Annotated in this window: 14 protein-coding genes; 13 read left to right on the top strand and 1 reads right to left on the bottom strand. The window is 72.1% G+C overall.

Features of this window, described 5'->3' with window-relative positions:
- The first annotated feature begins 177 nt into the window (after positions 1–177).
- From M4D53_RS08000 to M4D53_RS07975, 6 genes are all read left to right on the top strand, one after another.
- Positions 178–1,098, top strand: a complete 921-nt coding sequence (locus M4D53_RS08000; protein WP_025105393.1) for a carbohydrate ABC transporter permease — start codon at positions 178–180, stop codon at positions 1,096–1,098.
- Entirely contained in the window at positions 1,095–2,000 is a 906-nt protein-coding gene (locus tag M4D53_RS07995; RefSeq protein ID WP_101848185.1) for a carbohydrate ABC transporter permease, read from the top strand. Before M4D53_RS08000 ends, M4D53_RS07995 begins: the two co-directional genes overlap by 4 nt.
- A 49-nt stretch (positions 2,001–2,049) precedes the next feature.
- Positions 2,050–3,375: an extracellular solute-binding protein gene (locus M4D53_RS07990; protein WP_259953302.1), complete on the top strand. Its 1,326-nt coding sequence runs from the start codon at positions 2,050–2,052 to the stop codon at positions 3,373–3,375.
- Positions 3,376–3,386: 11 nt separating this feature from the next.
- The gene (locus M4D53_RS07985) at positions 3,387–5,192 is read left to right on the top strand and encodes a BNR-4 repeat-containing protein (RefSeq protein WP_259953300.1); all 1,806 of its coding nucleotides are present in this window, start codon (positions 3,387–3,389) and stop codon (positions 5,190–5,192) included.
- Between the two features lie 37 nt (positions 5,193–5,229).
- On the top strand, positions 5,230–7,491 hold the full coding sequence (locus M4D53_RS07980; protein WP_259953299.1) for an FAD-dependent oxidoreductase: 2,262 nt from the start codon (positions 5,230–5,232) through the stop codon (positions 7,489–7,491).
- 68 nt (positions 7,492–7,559) lie between these two features.
- On the top strand, positions 7,560–8,447 hold the full coding sequence (locus M4D53_RS07975; protein WP_231919662.1) for a LacI family DNA-binding transcriptional regulator: 888 nt from the start codon (positions 7,560–7,562) through the stop codon (positions 8,445–8,447).
- A gap of 11 nt (positions 8,448–8,458) precedes the next feature.
- Here the strand turns inward: M4D53_RS07975 and M4D53_RS07970 are convergent, their stop codons facing one another.
- Complete coding sequence (locus M4D53_RS07970; protein WP_083370935.1) at positions 8,459–9,268, bottom strand: DeoR/GlpR family DNA-binding transcription regulator; 810 nt, start codon at positions 9,266–9,268, stop codon at positions 8,459–8,461.
- Between the two features lie 80 nt (positions 9,269–9,348).
- Here M4D53_RS07970 and M4D53_RS07965 point away from each other — a divergent pair, with 80 nt between their 5' ends.
- The 7 genes from M4D53_RS07965 to M4D53_RS07935 all read left to right on the top strand — a co-directional run bounded on the left by M4D53_RS07965 (position 9,349) and on the right by M4D53_RS07935 (position 15,734).
- Positions 9,349–10,323: an acetylxylan esterase gene (locus tag M4D53_RS07965; protein WP_259953293.1), complete on the top strand. Its 975-nt coding sequence runs from the start codon at positions 9,349–9,351 to the stop codon at positions 10,321–10,323.
- Between the two features lie 123 nt (positions 10,324–10,446).
- Positions 10,447–11,022: a glucose-6-phosphate isomerase family protein gene (locus M4D53_RS07960; RefSeq protein ID WP_259953291.1), complete on the top strand. Its 576-nt coding sequence runs from the start codon at positions 10,447–10,449 to the stop codon at positions 11,020–11,022.
- A 9-nt stretch (positions 11,023–11,031) separates the two neighbouring features.
- Entirely contained in the window at positions 11,032–12,522 is a 1,491-nt protein-coding gene (gene xylB / locus M4D53_RS07955; protein WP_259953290.1) for a xylulokinase, read from the top strand.
- A complete protein-coding gene (locus M4D53_RS07950; protein WP_259953289.1) occupies positions 12,522–13,499 on the top strand; it encodes a phosphoglycerate dehydrogenase in 978 nt (325 codons plus the stop codon). Before xylB ends, M4D53_RS07950 begins: the two co-directional genes overlap by 1 nt.
- Positions 13,496–14,446, top strand: a complete 951-nt coding sequence (locus M4D53_RS07945) for a shikimate dehydrogenase family protein (RefSeq protein ID WP_259953285.1) — start codon at positions 13,496–13,498, stop codon at positions 14,444–14,446. Before M4D53_RS07950 ends, M4D53_RS07945 begins: the two co-directional genes overlap by 4 nt.
- A complete protein-coding gene (locus tag M4D53_RS07940) occupies positions 14,446–15,414 on the top strand; it encodes a phosphotriesterase family protein (protein WP_259953279.1) in 969 nt (322 codons plus the stop codon). The genes M4D53_RS07945 and M4D53_RS07940 overlap by 1 nt, the downstream gene beginning before the upstream one ends.
- 23 nt (positions 15,415–15,437) lie before the next feature.
- Entirely contained in the window at positions 15,438–15,734 is a 297-nt protein-coding gene (locus tag M4D53_RS07935; protein ID WP_126894150.1) for a putative quinol monooxygenase, read from the top strand.
- Positions 15,735–16,139: the final 405 nt, after the last annotated feature.

The following is a 16,139-nucleotide window of genomic DNA, read 5'->3' as shown; positions in this document are numbered from 1 at the left end:
GTGATCGTACCGAGGGCTCCCTCCGAAGGAGTCAGTTCACAAAACAAACACTTTCCACCACTTTCTGACTATTGCGCTCTCCAGTTGACGTCGCTGTAATCTGCCGGAAATACTGAGGAAGCCCGAGACCGCACCGCGAGAGTGCGGACACATCACCCCAGGCCAAGGATGACCTAGATGACAGAACAGACCATTTCCTCACAGATAGGAACAGGTCGCCGGCCCCGTCGCCTCTCGGACGGGATGTTCGCGCTCCTCCTCACGGCTCCCGGCCTCGCGCTCCTCGCCGCCGTCGTCGTGTACCCGCTGATCACGGCCCTCATCACCGCGTTCTACAAGCAGAGCCTCGTCGAGCCCGGCCGCGAGTTCGTCGGCTTCCAGAACATCGTCGACGTGCTCACCGGTGAGTTCTTCCCGCTCCTCACCCAGACGCTCGTCTTCACCCTCGGCACGACCATCGCGCCGTTCGTGATCGGCTTCGGCCTCGCCCTCGCCCTGAACACGCGCATCCGCGGCGCCAAGGTGCTCCGCGGCCTCATGCTCATCCCGTGGCTGATCCCCGGCGTGGTCGTGTCGTTCCTCTGGATGTGGATCTTCAACGCCAACTACGGCGTGCTCAACGCGGCCCTGGAGACCGTGGGCCTCATCGACTCCCCGCAGGCGTGGCTCGCGAACCCCACCACCGCCATGATCGCCGTGATCGTCGCGAAGACCTGGCAGTCGTTCCCCTGGATGATGGTCATGCTCCTCGCGGGCCTGCAGACCGTGCCGATCGAGCTGCACGAGGCCGCCGAGATCGACGGCGCCGGCACCATCCGCCGCTTCTTCTCCATCACGGTCCCGCAGATGAGCGGCATCATCGGCCTCGTGATCCTGCTGGAGTTCATCTGGAACTTCCAGCACTTCGACATCATCTACGTCCTCACCGGCGGCGGTCCCGCCGGCTCCACCCAGACGTTCGCGACCGCCGTGTACGAGACCGCGTTCGACGGTTTCGACCTCGGCCACGCCGGGGCGATCGGCCTGCTCTGGATGATCCTGCTGATGGCGCTCGTCGTCGTCTACGTCCGCCTGTCCGAGAAGGGAGAGAAGCGATGACCGCCGTGCTGACCGAAGAGACGGTGGCCGCCGTCTCCGCCCCACCCGCCGCGCCCCGCCGTCGGCGCCACCGCGCCGACCGCCGCGCCTCCACCGTGAGCGCCTGGATCGCCGTCGTCGTCTTCGGCGGGTTCGCCCTGCTACCCGTGTACTGGCTGCTCGCGACCTCGCTCACCCCCCGCACGGAGGTGTTCAGCTACCCGCCGAAGCTGTTCCCCACCGAGATCACGTTCGAGGCCTACGCCGCCCTCGCGAACAACCCGGCCCTGTTCGGCTACCTCCGCAACAGCATCGTCGTCTCCGTCATCACCGCGATCCTCTCGGTCCTCGTGTCGGCGTACATGGGCTACGCGTTCTCGAAGTTCCGCTATCGCGGCCGCCGCAGCCTCATGTACTTCGTGCTGGCGTCGCAGATGTTCCCGCAGGCGCTGCTGCTCATCACCCTCTATGCGGTGTTCTCGGCATACGGCCTGCTCAACACCTACACGGCGCTCGTGCTGTCGTTCACGACGTTCACGCTGCCGCTGTGCGTGTGGATGCTGAAAGGCTTCTTCGACACGATCCCGGACGAGCTCATCGAGGCCGCCCGCGTCGACGGCGCCTCCCGCATGCGCATCATCCACTCGATCGTGCTGCCCCTGGCCGCGCCCGGGCTCATCGCCGCGGGGTTGTTCGCGTTCGTCCGCGGCTGGAACGACTTCATCTTCGCCCTCACGCTCGCCGGCCCCGACAAGCAGACCCTGCCGCCGGGACTCGTCAACACGTTCATCGGCGAGGCGTCCACCGCCTGGCCGGAACTCATGGCGGCTTCGCTGGTGGTCTCGCTCCCCGTGGCCATCGCGTTCATCGCCCTGCAGCGCTTCCTCGTCGGCGGGCTCACCGCCGGCGCGGTCAAGGGCTGACCCGCACCACCCCTCATCCGCAGTCCCTCGAAGAAGAGAGAGCACCCCCATGTCCGAGAACACCACCGTCTCCCGTCGCCAGCTCCTGCAGTTCGCCGGGCTCGGCGCCGCCGGCCTCCTCCTCGCCGGTTGCATGCCGAGCGGCGGCGGCAACGGCAGTCCGTCCTCCTCCCCCGGCGCCGGGCTCGGCACCGGCGACTTCACCGCCACCGACTTCTCCTTCTCCAGCTGGTCGCTGACCGAGGAGGCCGCCGCCCCGGCGACCCGCGCGCTGCTCGACGGCTACAAGAAGACCAACGACGTCGGCATCACCGAGGTCTCCTTCCCCTACAACGAGTACTTCAAGCAGCTCATGCTGCAGGTGCGCGGCGGGCAGTTCACCGGCGCCGCGCACGTCGACGTCGCCTGGCTCGCCTCGCTGGCCGCGCTCGGCAAGCTGGAGGACGTCTCGGCACTCACGAAGGGCCGCGGCTACACCGCGTCGAGCCTGGAGGCCACGCAGCTCGACGGGAAGCAGTACGCGTTCCCGTGGACCATCGGCGCGATCGGGCTCATCACCAACTCCGAGCTCCTGAAGAAGGCGGGGATCTCCACGTTCCCGACCACCGTCGACGACTTCGAGGCGGCGCTGAAGAAGCTCAAGGCCCTCGGCGGCGGCCTCATCCCCTACGCCGCCTCGACCAAGGCCGCCCAGCTCAAGGACGTTCTCATCTGGATGCAGACGTTCGGCAGCGACCTCGTCAAGGACGGCAAGGTGACGATCGGCGACGACGCGAGCATCGAAGCGGTCACCTGGTACAAGTCGCTGTACGACCAGGGGCTCATCGCCGCCGACGTCGACCGCTTCGACGCCCGCTCGCTGTTCTCCCAGGGCCGCGCCGCCATCTACGACGACGCCCCCGTGGGCCGCGCGTCCGTCACGAAGGACTCGCCGGATCCGGACCTCGCCTCCAAGCTCGTGCCCGAGTCCCGCCCCGTGCTGAAGAAGGGCGACACCCCGCGCGCCCTCGTCTGGGGCGGCGCGATCGCCATCGTCGGCGGCGGAGCTGGCGACAGCACGCGCACGGCCGCGGACTTCGGCCAGTGGGCCACGAGCGACCTGAAGGCGGTGCTCGGCGACTACGAGCTGCGCGGACTGCCGCCCGTGACCGAGGAGGCGCAGGCCTCGAAGGAAGTGGCGTCCGACGCGTTCGGCTCGCGCTTCGCCGAGAAGATCACGGCGACCGCGACCACCAACCCGTTCTGGCAGTACCCGCAGTACGCCCAGATCGAGACCGTGATCGCCGACCGCGTGCAGGCCGTCCTCGTGGGACAGCAGAGCGCGAAGGACGCGATGGCGCAGGCCGGCGACCAGGCGCAGAAGCTGCTGGGCTGAGGAGCATCGCCATGACCCTCCGCTGGAAGGCCGGCGCCACCGCTGCCGCCGCCCTCACCGCACTCGTCCTCGCCGCGCCGGCTCCGGCCGCCGCCGCGACCCCCGACGTCGAGACCGTGCCCGTCACGGTCGACAGCTCCAACCAGTCCGGCTGGTGGAACCCGCTCGTCGTCGACGGCGACGAGACGTACTTCGCCTACAACGTGCCCGGTTCGGTGGCGGCGAAGCACCAGGTGAACCTGGCCGTCCGCGCCGCCGACGGCACGTGGACATCGGGCTGCCTGCGCCTGGCGACCGGGGCCTGCGCGGAGTATGCGGACGACAACGGCCACAACCAGCCGTCCATCGCGATCGACGGCGACGGGTACATCCACGCGTTCGTCTCCATGCACCACGAGCCGTGGAAGTACTTCCGCTCCACCGTGCCCTACGACGCGACCTCGCTCGTCGACGTGAGCGCCGAGATGCCCGACGCCGGCGCCGCGATCTCCTACCCGGTCACCGCGCAGGGCGCCGACGGCGACATCTGGCTCATGGTGCGGGTGGGCGCCGACCCGCAGGCCCGCCGCGACGGGGTGCTGTACCACTACGACCCCGCCGCCGGGACGTGGAGCCGGGAGACCACGATCGCCGCGGCCGTGAACCACTCCTTCTACCCGGACGACCTCGAGGTCGACGCGGACGGCAAGGTGCACGTGCTGTGGGAGTGGGGTCCGTGGCCCGCCGATCCCTACCGTCACCTCGGTTCGTACGCGGTGTACGACCCGGCCACGGGCGGCTTCCGCGACGTCGCCGGGCAGGCGCTGCCGACCCCGATCCGCCCGGACACCCCCGGCGCCGTCGTGTGGCGCGGCTACGAGCCCGGCGAGACCATCGGCGACGCCGTGCCGGCAGTGCAGACCGCGAAGATGGCCCTCGCCGACGGCGAGCTCGTGGGCGTGACCTACCGGTACGCGGATGAGACGGAGAACGCCTTCGACGTGCGATGGGCGACCTGGACCGGCTCGGCCTGGACGAGTGAGACCCTCGTGGACACGGACGCCCTGGGTGGCGGCGTGCAGACCATCGCCGCCCTCGACACGACGACCGCGGGCGGTGAGACCCGCGTCTACGCCGTGGTGTCGGTGCAGGACTGCGGCATCACCCGCAGTCAGACGGTGCTGCTGACCGCCGGAGCTTCCGGATGGACCGCCGACACCGTGGGCGACCCCGTCGTGGGCCAGCAGCGGCTCCGCGCGGCGACCCGCGCCGACGGCACCGACGTCGTCTACCTCAGCGCCCCCACTGTTCCCGGCGGCGGGACGCTGCGGCACGCCGAGATCCCGCGCGACGGCCAGGCCGGCACCACCAGCCTCTCCGCCATCGTCGCCTCCCTCCGCGGCGATGCCGGCGGCGAGAACCTGGCGCTCGGCGGCACCGCGACCGCCTCGTCCCAGCTCCGCGCCGACACCGGCCCGGAGAAGGCCATTGACGGCGGGTGCACGGATGCGAGCCGGTGGATCTCGGCGGCCTCCGACACCCAGCCGACCATCACGGTCGCGTGGGACGAGGCCGCGCCGCTCGACGTCGTCCGGGTGCGCAGCGGCTACACCGTCGGGCCGCCGCAGACGTCGGTGCTGCGCGACTTCACCGTGCAGGTCCGGACCGCCGGCGGCTGGGTCACTGTCGGCACCATCACCGGCAACACGAAGACGACGGTCGTCGTCGACGCCCAGGGACGGACCGCCGACGCCGTGCGACTCCTCATCACCGACCCGTCCGACTCCGCCACCGACGTCGTCCGCGTCTACGAGATCGAAGCGATCGCCGCGCGCTGAGCGGCACCACCACCCCTCCCGAAAGGAACCCATCCCCATGCGCACCCAGACCGTCGAAGCCGACATCATCGTCGTCGGCGGCGGCCTCGCCGGAGTGAGCGCCGCCGTCGCGGCCGCCCGCCTCGGCCGACGTACCGTGCTGATCAACAACCGGCCGGTACTCGGCGGCAACTCCTCGTCGGAGGTGAGGGTCTGGGTGTGCGGAGCGACCGCCCACGGCAACCAGCGGTGGGCGCGGGAGACCGGGATCATCGGCGAGATGTACCGGGAGAACCAGTTCCGCAACCCCGAGGGCAACCCCGTGTACTGGGACGACGTGGTGCTCGACATCGTGCGCCGCGAGCCCAACCTCACGCTGTTCCTCAACACGGAGGTGCTCGAGGCCGAGGCCACCGGACCCGACGACGCCCGTCGGGTCCGGTCGGTCACCGGCTGGACGATGGGCTCCGAGATCCGCACGGTCTTCCGCGGGCCCCTGTTCCTGGACTGCACGGGCGACGGGCTGGTCGGCCGTCTCGTCGGCGCCCGGCACCGGCTGGGCAAGGAGAGCCGCAGCGAGTTCGGTGAGGACTGGGCGCCCGAGCAGCCCGTGCGCGAGTTCCTCGGCTCGACGCTCCTCTTCTATACGAAGGATCTCGGGCACCCGGTGAAGTACGTCGCGCCGGAGAGCGCGAAGGACATCTCGACCACCCCGATCCCCTCGTCGCGCATCATCCGCAGCGGCGACAGCGGCGCGCACTACTGGTGGATCGAGTGGGGCGGCACGCTCGACATCGTCGACGACAACGAGGCGATCCGTGATGAGCTGCGGGCAGTGATCCTCGGCATCTGGGACCACATCAAGAACTCCGGCGAGTTCGACGCCGACAACCTGACGCTGGAATGGATCGGCAACATCCCCGGCAAGCGCGAGTACCGCCGCTTCATCGGCGACTACACGCTGCGCCAGCAGGACATCCTGGAGCAGACGTCGTTCGACGACGGCATCGCGTTCGGCGGCTGGTCCATCGACCTGCATCCCGCCGAGGGCATGTACGCGACGGGGGCGGGCGCGGTGCAGCGCTTCTCGGACGGCGTCTTCGAGATCCCGTTCCGCTCGCTCTACTCCGTCAACGTCGACAACCTGCTGATGGCGGGCCGCGACATCTCGGCCACGCACATCGCGTTCGGCGCTGCCAGGGTGATGGCGACATGCGCCGCGATGGGCGAGGCCGCGGGCACCGCCGCCGCCCTCTGCTACGCCCACGACGCCACGCCCCGGGCGCTGTACGAGAACCACCGTGCGGAACTCCGGCAGACGCTGCTGCGCGCCGACGCCTCCCTCATCGGCGTGGCGAACGAGGATCCCTCCGACCTCGCCCGCACCGCCGCCGTCACCGCGTCCAGCACCCTGCGCACGATCGGCACCCCGGAGAGCACCGTGGCCGCGGCGACCCCGCACACCCTGACGGACGACCTCGGCATCGTCGTCCCCGTGCACCCGCGCCTCGACACGACCGAGCTGCTGCTCGGCGCCGAGTCCGACACGCAGGTCACGGTGGAGGTCTGGTCCACGGGCCGTCCGCAGAACATCGTGCCCGCGGTGCTCGAGCACCGCACCGTGATCGACGTCCCCGCCGGTGGTCCGTCCTGGGTGCGGGCGGAGACGCCTTTCGCCCCCAAGGACCCGCAGAACGCGATCATCGTGCTCCGCGCGAACCCGCAGGTGCAGGTGCAGCTCGCCGACGAGCTCCCGCCCGGAGTGCTCACCCTCGTGCACCGGGTCGACAACGACGACCGGAACGTGCAGGTCGACCGCGACGGTCTCCTCGTGCAGTGGCCGACCAAGCCGCTGCGCGGACGGGTGCCCGCGTTCCGCACGAGCCCGGACTCCGAGGCGGTCGCGCCGGAGCGCGCCGTCTCCGGGTACAACCGCCCGTTCGGCGGACCGCACCTGTGGGCGTCCGCCCCGGAGGCCGAGGGTCCGCAGTGGCTGCGCCTGGACTGGGAGCAGCCGGTCTCGGCCTCCGAGATCCGCCTCGTGTTCGACGACGACGTGGACCTCGAGCTCAACACCCTGCATCACCACCGCAGCCCCGACGAGGTGCTGCCCCAGCTCGTGCGCGACTACCGGGTCGAGGTGCAGCAGGCGGGTTCCGAGGAGTGGCGCACCGTGGCCGAGGAGCGGGACAACCGTCATCGCCTGCGGGTGCATCCGCTGCCGGATGACCTCGGTGCCTTCACGGCCGCCCGCCTCGTGGTGGAGCGGACGAACGGCGTCGCGGAGGCACGCGTGATCGCGTTCCGAGTGCAATCGTGACGGAGAGCGCTAACGTGAAGGGCATCCGTCGTCCCGGCGGAGACCGTCGTCCCTCCAGGAGGCCGCAGGTGACCACCTCGCCCGGCGGCCGCGTGCTCCCCGTCGCGCGGGCCACCCGAACGGGACTCATCGCGCTCGCGGTGCCGCATCTGGAGGAGCCGTACTTCGCGGAGCTCGGCTCGCGCATCGTCCGGGGCGCCGACGACCGAGGGCTGGCCGTGCTCATCGTGCAGACCGAGGGCGACCACGGCCGCGAGATCGACGTCGCCAACGGCGTCGGTCTGCCGCCCATCGACGGGCTGATCCACATCCCGCGCTCGCTCACGGTGGCCGACCTCACGCGCCGCACCTCCCCCGGGCCGCTCGTGCTGCTGGGCGAGCACATCCAGGTGAGCCCGTTCACGCACGTCACGATCGACAACCGGGCCGCCGCCTACACGGCCACCGAGCACCTGCTCGCGGTCGGCTGCCGCCGCATCGGATTCGTCGGACGCCGCGACGCCCGCCCCTCGGATGCCGCCGACCGTCGGCACGCCGGGTACCTGGAGGCCCTGGCCGCCGCCGGCATCCCGGCCGACCCCGCCCTCACCGCGCAGGTCGACGCCTTCACGGCGGAGGAGGGTGAGCGCGTCGCCGGGGCGATGGCCGCCGCGGTCCCCGACCTCGACGGCATCGTCTGCTCGAACGACTCCGTCGCCCTCGGTGCGCTGGCCGCCCTTCAGGCCCAGGGACGGAGCGTGCCGGGTGACGTCGCCGTCGTCGGCATCGACGACATCCGGGCCGCGCGCTTCGCCGTCCCCGCCCTCAGCACCATCGCTCCCGACCACGCCCGCCTCGTGGACGCCGCGTTCACGGAGCTCGAACGGCAGATCGCCGCGCCGCCGGGAGCGGATCTCCCGGTGCGGCACGTGACGGTCGGCGCCCGGCTCATCCCGCGGGCGAGCACGGCCCGATGACGGCGGCGGACTCAGTCCGCAAGGGCCGTCGCGAGCGCACGCTCGTCGCCGCCGTCGCGCGGCGCGACGTGCAGGGTGCCGACGTGCGCGGCGAGCAGCTCCCGCGCGCCGTCGTCGAGGCCGTCGTCGGTGACGAGGCGGTCGATGTCGCTGAGGTCGGCCACGGTCGTGAGCCCGACCACGCCCCAGCGGGTGTGCTCCGCGAGGACGACGACCTCCCGGCCCGCGGCCATGAGCGCCCGGTTGGTCTCGGCCTCCAGCAGGTTCATGGTCGTGATGCCGGCCTGCTCGTCGAGCCCGTGGGCGTCGAGGAACACGAGGTCGCAGTGCAGGTGCTCGAGGGCGCGGACGGCGACCGGCCCGACGAGCGCCTGGGAGGGCGTGCGCACGCCCCCGGTGAGCACGACCGTCTGCGTGTACGGAGCGTCGGCGCGGTCCGGCGGCGAGAACAGGTCGGAGACCGGCAGAGCGTTCGTGACGATCGTGAGCTCCGGGACGCGCACGAGCTCCCTCGCGAGCGCCAGGGCCGTGGGTCCGCCGGAGATGCCGACCGCCATGCCCGGCTCGACGAGGCCCGCGGCCGCCGCGACGATCGCCCGCCGTTCCGCCGAGGCCGCCGGAGCCGGAACCAGACGCTGGAGGCCCCGCGCCCGCACGCCGCCACGGATGCGCTCGACCGCGCCCTCCTCGGCCAGCTGATCGACGTCGCGCCGCACCGTCATCTCGCTCACCTGCAGCGTGGCCGCGAGCTCGCCGATGGACGCAGTGCCGCGATCGCGGGTCAGGGCGAGGATGCGCTCGCGTCGTTCCGTGACCAGCACGCGGTCTCCTTCCGATGGAGCCTCCAGTCTGCCACGCACCCCCGCCCGCCCCACTCCCGGAACAGGATCCCTCAGCCCGCATGACCTTCCCCGAGCCTTACGCCACCTGGTTCCCCGATGCCGCGTTCGACGGCAGCTACGGCCGCACCGAAGCCGACCTCCGCGCCGTCCGCCCCGTGCCCGCGCCGCCCGGTTTCGCCGACCGCTGGCGGCGCTGGCGGCGCGAGGCCGCCGCGGTGGACGCGGCCCCCGTGGTCCTCTCCACCTCCGAGGAGCAGGGCCGTCGGGTGTCCGTCGTCGAGCATGCCGGCGTCGACGGCGTGCGACTGCGGGCCTGGGTGGTCGAGCCCCTCGACGGCCCTCCCCGCGCGGGCGTCGTGCACGGCCACGGCTACGGGGGTCGCGACGCGGTCGATCTCGCCCGGGTGCCGGACGACGTCGCGGCGATCTATCCCGTGGCCCGCGGGCTCGGCGTGCTGAACGCGGGGATCGGAGCGCCCGAGCCCACCCCCGAGCACGTGCTCGCGGGCATCGACGATCCGGAGCGCTACGTGCTCGGCCTCTGCGCCCGTGACCTGTGGCTGGCGGCGGACGTCCTCGTCTCGGTCGTCGGCGCGCTTCCTCTCTACTACGTCGGGGAGAGCTTCGGCGGCGGCATCGGCGCGCTCGCCCTGCCGTGGGACGACCGGTTCGTGGGGGCCACCCTCATCGTGCCGAGCTTCGGCCAGTACGACGAACGGCTGGCGGTGCCGTGCCTGGGGAGCGGGGAGACCGTGCGTCAGCACGTCCTGCGGCATCCCGAGGCCCGCGAGGTGCTGCGCTGGTTCGACTCCTCGACCGCGATCGGCTTCACGGAGGTGCCGGTCCGGGTGGAGGCGGCCCTGTGGGACCAGTACGTGCCGCCGCAGGGGCAGTTCGCGGTCGCCGCCGGGGCGCGCGACCTCGACCTCGCGGTCCTTCCCGCCGGTCACGCCGAGTACCCGGGGTCGGCGGACGTGACGGCGGGCGCCATCCGCGGCGGGCGCGAGCAGCTGGAACGGGTGCTCGGCGGCTGACGGCCATCGCGCGCGCGGCCTGCTCCGCGCAGGAGAGCACTGGACGCAACCTGTCATAACAGGTACAGTGAGCTTGTCATTACAGGTTGCGCGACGACGCAGCACCCGTTTCGAGGAGCATGGATGCCCGAGTACCAGACCCCGCCGATCTCCCCGAGGGCGATCGCCTTCGACGCCGAGAAGCTCACCCTCTCCCCCGAAGGCCCCACGCTGACCCGGCGGATGTCCGACCTCGAGGGCCTGTTCCGCGACCGCGACGCCTGGGCGGCCGCCGCCGCGGGCGAGGACCCGATCGTCTACACGGTCGTCAGCTCCCCGGTCCCCGAGATCGAGCGCGAGCTGCCCCAGTCGATCACCACGATCATGCCCGGCGACACGGGCGGCGAGCTCTGGATGACCAAGGGTCACCAGCACCCCGACCACCAGGGCGAGATCTACCTCGCGCTGCACGGCCGCGGCGGACTGCTCATGTTCGACGGCGAGCGCACCGAGTGGCTCGACATGCTCCCGGGCACCATCGGCTACATCCCGCCGGGCTGGGCGCACCGCTCCGTGAACACCGGGGACGAGCCCTACTCCTTCCTCGCCGTGTACCCCGGGGGCGCCGGCCACGACTACGGCTGGGTGCTGGAGCACGGCATGGGCTCGCGGGCGTACCGCGCGGAGTCCGGCGTCGACCTCCGCCCCTACGCGGAATAGGCTCCGGCCATGATCATCGCCCACGACCTCGGCACCACCGGGAACAAGGCGTCCCTGCACCACGACGACGGTCGCCTGATCGCCGCGGTCACCGTGCCGTACCCGGCCCACTTCGCGGCCGGCGGGGTCGCTGAGCAGAACCCGGCGGACTGGTGGCACGCGGTCGTCACGGCGACCCGCGATCTGCTCGCGCGCACCGGTACCGCCGCCGCCGACGTCGCCGGGCTCGTGGTCAGCGGGCAGATGATGGGCGCCGTGCTCCTCGATGCCGACGGAGAGCCCGCGCGGCCGGCGATCATCTGGGCCGACACCCGCGCCGGCGCCCAGCAGCGCGAGCTCGAGGCGGCGGTCGGCGCCGAGCGCGCGTACGGCATCCTCGGTCATCGCCTCAACCCCACCTATTCGATCGAGAAGGTCATGTGGGTCCGGGACAACGAACCCGAGGTGTGGGAGCGCGTGCGCCGGGTGTGCGTGGCCAAGGACTTCATCGTGCTGCGGCTGACCGGGCGGTTGGCCACCGACCGTTCGGACGCCTCCGGCACGAACGCGTACGACCAGGTCGCCGGCACGTGGTCCCCCGAGGTCCTCGCCGCCGCGCGGCTCGATCCCGCCCTGTTCCCCGAGATCCTGGAGTCGACGCAGATCGCGGGCCCGCTCACGGCCGCCGCGGCCGAAGCGCTCGGGCTGCACACCGGCGTCCGGGTCGTCATGGGCGGCGGCGACGGACCGCTCGCCGCGGTCGGCTCCGGAATCGTGGCGCCCGAGGACGGCGCCTATGTCTGCCTCGGCACCTCGTCGTGGATCTCCTTCGCGGCGGACGCCCCGCTGCACGACGCCGCGATGCGGACCTTCACCTTCGACAACGTCGTCCCGGGCTCGTTCGTGCCGACCGCGACCATGCAGGCCGGCGGCGCCTCCGTGCAGTGGATCGCCGAAGCCCTCTCCGTCGACCCCGCGCACCCGGAGACGGGGCGCCTCGTCGCCGAGGCCGCGAGCGATGTCGACACCGACGATCTCTACTTCCTTCCCTACCTGCTCGGCGAGCGCTCCCCGCTGTGGGATCCCGACGCGCGCGGCGCGTTCGTCGGTCTCGCCCGCCACCACGGGCGCGCCCACCTCGTGCGCGCCGTGCTGGAGGGGACGGCGTTCAACCTCCTCACCTGCATCCAGGCGTTCCGCGACGCCGGGGCGACGATCGACCGCATCGACGCGGTCGGCGGCGGGGCGCAGAGCGACGTCTACCTCGCCGTCCTCGCCGACGTCTGGGGAGTGCCGGTTCGTCGCCGCACCATCGTGGAGGAGGCGAACAGCCTCGGTGCCGCGGTCACGGGAGCCGTCGGTCTCGGCCTCACCGACTTTTCCGCCGCCCGAGCGCTCAGCGAGGTCACCGCCGAGTTCACGCCCGACCCCTCCCGGCATGCGGTCTACGCCGAGCGCCACGCGCGTTTCACCGACGCCTACACGGCCCTCGCGCCGTGGTTCGCCGGAAGGCCGCACTGATGGGCGTCATCCTCGTCACGAGCCGCTCCTTCTCGGACGGCGACCTCGACCTGGTCGGGCGCGCCGCGCAGGCCGGACACCGTATCCTCCGCGGACCCGCGCATCACGACCTCGACGAGCTGCGGGTGCTGCTGCACGGCGCCGACGCCTGGATCGCCGGCACCGGACCGGTCACCGACGCGCACCTCGCCGCCGGCCCGAAGCTCAAGGTCGTGGCGCGCTACGGGGTCGGCACCGAGGCGGTGGACCTCGCGGCGGCGCGCGAGCGCGGCATCCCGGTCACGAACACCCCCGGCGCGAACGCCGACGCGGTCGCCGACCACGCGGTCGGCCTCATGCTCGCCGCCCTGCGCACCATCCCGGACGGCGACCGCCGCGTGCGGACCGGCGACTGGACCGTGCGCCGCGGCCGGGAGCTCGGCGCCGCGACGGTCGGCATCGTCGGCTTCGGGCGGATCGGCCAGGGGGTCGCGCGGCGGCTGGGCGGATTCGGTCCGCGACTGCTCGCCTCCGACCCGTTCCTGCCCGCCGACCTCGTGCGGGACCGCGGCGCCGAACCCGTCACCCTCGACGACCTGTTCCGCACCGCCGATGTGATCACCCTGCACGCCCCCGGCGGGCAACAGCTCGTCGACGCCGACCGCCTCGCCGGGATGCGACCGGGCACCGTGCTCGTCAACACCGCCCGCGGCGACCTCGTGGACGAGCAGGCCGTGGCCGACGCCCTCCGCGACGGCATCCTCGCCGGGTACGCGGCGGACACCCTCGACGGCGACACGGCCGCGCACGACAGCCCCCTGCTCGACCCGGCGCTCGCCGACCGCGTCATCGTCACCCCGCACCTCGGTGCCCAGACCACCCAGGCCGTCGACAACATGGGGGCGCTGTCCCTCGACGACGTGATCGCGGTCCTCCGTGGCGCCGACCCCGCCCACCCCGTCCCCGTCCCCGCGTCCGCCCCCCAGGAGAACCGATGACCACCGCCGCGACGCCCTCCGCACCGCCCGCCACCGCCGACTACATGGGCTTCGTGGGCGTCACCACCGCCTCGTCGTCGATCATGAAGGTGTTCCCGCTGTGGGCCGACATCCTCGGCCTCCCCACCCGGACCCTCGTCGGCCACGACCTGCCGATGGATGCCGACCCCGCGCAGTACCGCGCCATGGTCGAACAGATCCGCGACGACCCGCACCACCGCGGCGCGCTCGTCACCACGCACAAGATGAACGTGTACGCGGCGGCGTCCGACCTGTTCGACGAGCTCGATCCGTTCGCGGTGTCCTGCGCCGAGATCTCGAGCATCGCCAAGCGCGGCTCCACGCTGTCCGGCCGCGCGAAGGACCCGATCACGGTCGACCTGGCGCTGCGCGACTTCCTGCCCGCCGATCACTTCGCGCGCACCGGTGCCGAGGTCGTCATCCTCGGGGCCGGTGGTTCCGGCACCGCCCTGAGCTGGGCCCTCGCCGAGCGGGACGACGCCCCCGCGCTCATCACCGTCACCGCGCGCACCCAGGACAAGCTCGACCACCTCCGCGAGGTGCACCGCCAGCACGGCACCCCCGGGGGACTCCTCCGCTACGTCGTCACCGAGACGCCGGAGGAGGCCGACGCCCTGGTCGCCGCTGCGCCCGCGGGATCGGTCATCGCGAACGCCACCGGGCTCGGCAAGGACCGCCCCGGCTCCCCGCTGACCGACGCCGTCGTGTTCCCCGAGGGCGCGTATGTGTGGGAGTTCAACTACCGCGGCTCGCTGGAGTTCCTGCACCAGGCCGAGGCACAGGAGGACGATCGCGCGCTGCACGTGGTCGACGGCTGGCGGTACTTCATCCACGGCTGGTCGCAGGTCGTGGCGGACGTGTTCGACCTCGACCTCACGCCCGAGACCGTCGAGCGCCTCGCGGAGGCTGCGGAGTCGGTGCGCTGATGCCCGCCGTGCGGACCGTCCTCGGCGACATCGACCCGTCGCAACTCGGGCGCGTGGACTACCACGAGCACCTGTTCCAGGCGTCGCCGCTGCTGGTCGGGGACGAGCTCGACGACGAGGACGCGTCCGGCGAGGAGGCCGGTCTGCTGCGGGCGAGCGGCTTCGAGGCCATGGTCGACGCCACGCCGTTCGGCCTGGGCCGCGACCCCGCCGCCGTCGCCCGCATCAGCGCCGCGACCGGGCTGCATGTCGTCGCGACGACCGGTCGACACCGTGAGGCCCACTACGGCCCCGACCACCCGATGCAGGTGTGGGGCGCCGACCGCCTGGCCGCCCTGTTCGTGTCCGACCTCACGCGCGGGATGCCGGCGGATGACGCCGCGGTGTTCGAGACGCCAGACGTGCCCCTCGCCGCGGGCCCTGGAGGGGAGCCCGTGCGCGCCGGGATGCTGAAGGGCGGCGCCGACTACTGGCGCATCAGCCCGTTCGAGCGGACGACCCTGGTCGCCGTCGCCCGGGCGCACCGGGAGACGGGAGCGCCCGTCATGGTGCATCTGGAGTTCGGCACCGCGGCCCACGAGGTCCTCGATCTCCTGGAGGCCGAGGGGGTGGCAGCGGATCGCGTCGTCCTGGCCCACGCCGACCGTGACCCCGACCCCGGTCTGCACGTCTCGCTCGCCGAGCGCGGTGCCCACCTCGGCTACGACGGCTTCGCCAGGCCGCGCACCCGGTCCGACGCGGAGCTGCTGGCGCTCACGGTCGCCGTGGTCGAGCGCGGGGCCGGCGACCGGATCCTGCTCGGGGGCGACGTCGCCCGTCGCACCCGGTACATCGCCTACGGCGGCATGCCGGGTCTCGCCTACCTCGGCGACCGCTACCTCCCGCGACTCCGCGAAGCCGTCGGCGATGACGCGGTGCACCGGATGCTCGTCACGACGCCGGCGCGCTTCCTGACCCTCCGCCCCTGACCACCCGAACCCGAGGAGTCGTCATGCCCGAACCCACCGTCCTCCACGCCGTCTTCACCGCGCAGCCCGGGGCCGCCGACCGCGTCGCGGCACTGCTGCGGGACTTCGCCGAGGTCGTCCGCGCCGAGGAGGGCAACATCGTCTTCGAGGCCCACCGTCTCGTCGACGACCCCGACCGCTTCTTCGTCTACGAGGTCTACCGCGACGAGGACGCCTTCCAGGCCCATCTCCACGCACCCGCCGGCGTCCCCTTCAACGCCGCACTCCAGGAACTCATCGTCGAGCCCACCTCGATCCTCACGTTCCTCCGCCCCCTCTGACCCCGTCTGACCCCTCTCCGTCTCCCCTCTCCGTCTCCCTGTTTCACCTGCACGACCTCGCCACGCCCGCACGCCCGTTCCGGCCCCCTCGTCGTGCCCCCGTCACCCCGTCGTGCATCCGCCCCTCGTCGTGCCCACGTCCGTCCTTCTGGCTGACCGTCCCTCGTGCCACACGGCTCCGCTCGGCCCTCCGGTTTCACCTGCACACCCCTGCCACGACTGCACGACCGAACCGCCCACCCGGTCACACATCGGTCCCCGCGTCGTGCATCCGCACCTTCGGCTGACCGTCCCACGGCCGAACGGCTCCACTCGGCCATCCGGTTTCACCTGCACACCCCTGTCACGACGGCACGACCGAACCGCCCACCCGGTCACACATCGGTCCCCACGTCGTGCATCCGT

The organism is Microbacterium meiriae (assembly GCF_025143875.1).
Taxonomy (GTDB): Bacteria; Actinomycetota; Actinomycetes; order Actinomycetales; family Microbacteriaceae; genus Microbacterium; species Microbacterium meiriae.
The sequence above is the reverse complement of the archived record's forward strand: the minus strand, read 5'-3'. Positions and strand labels throughout refer to the sequence as shown.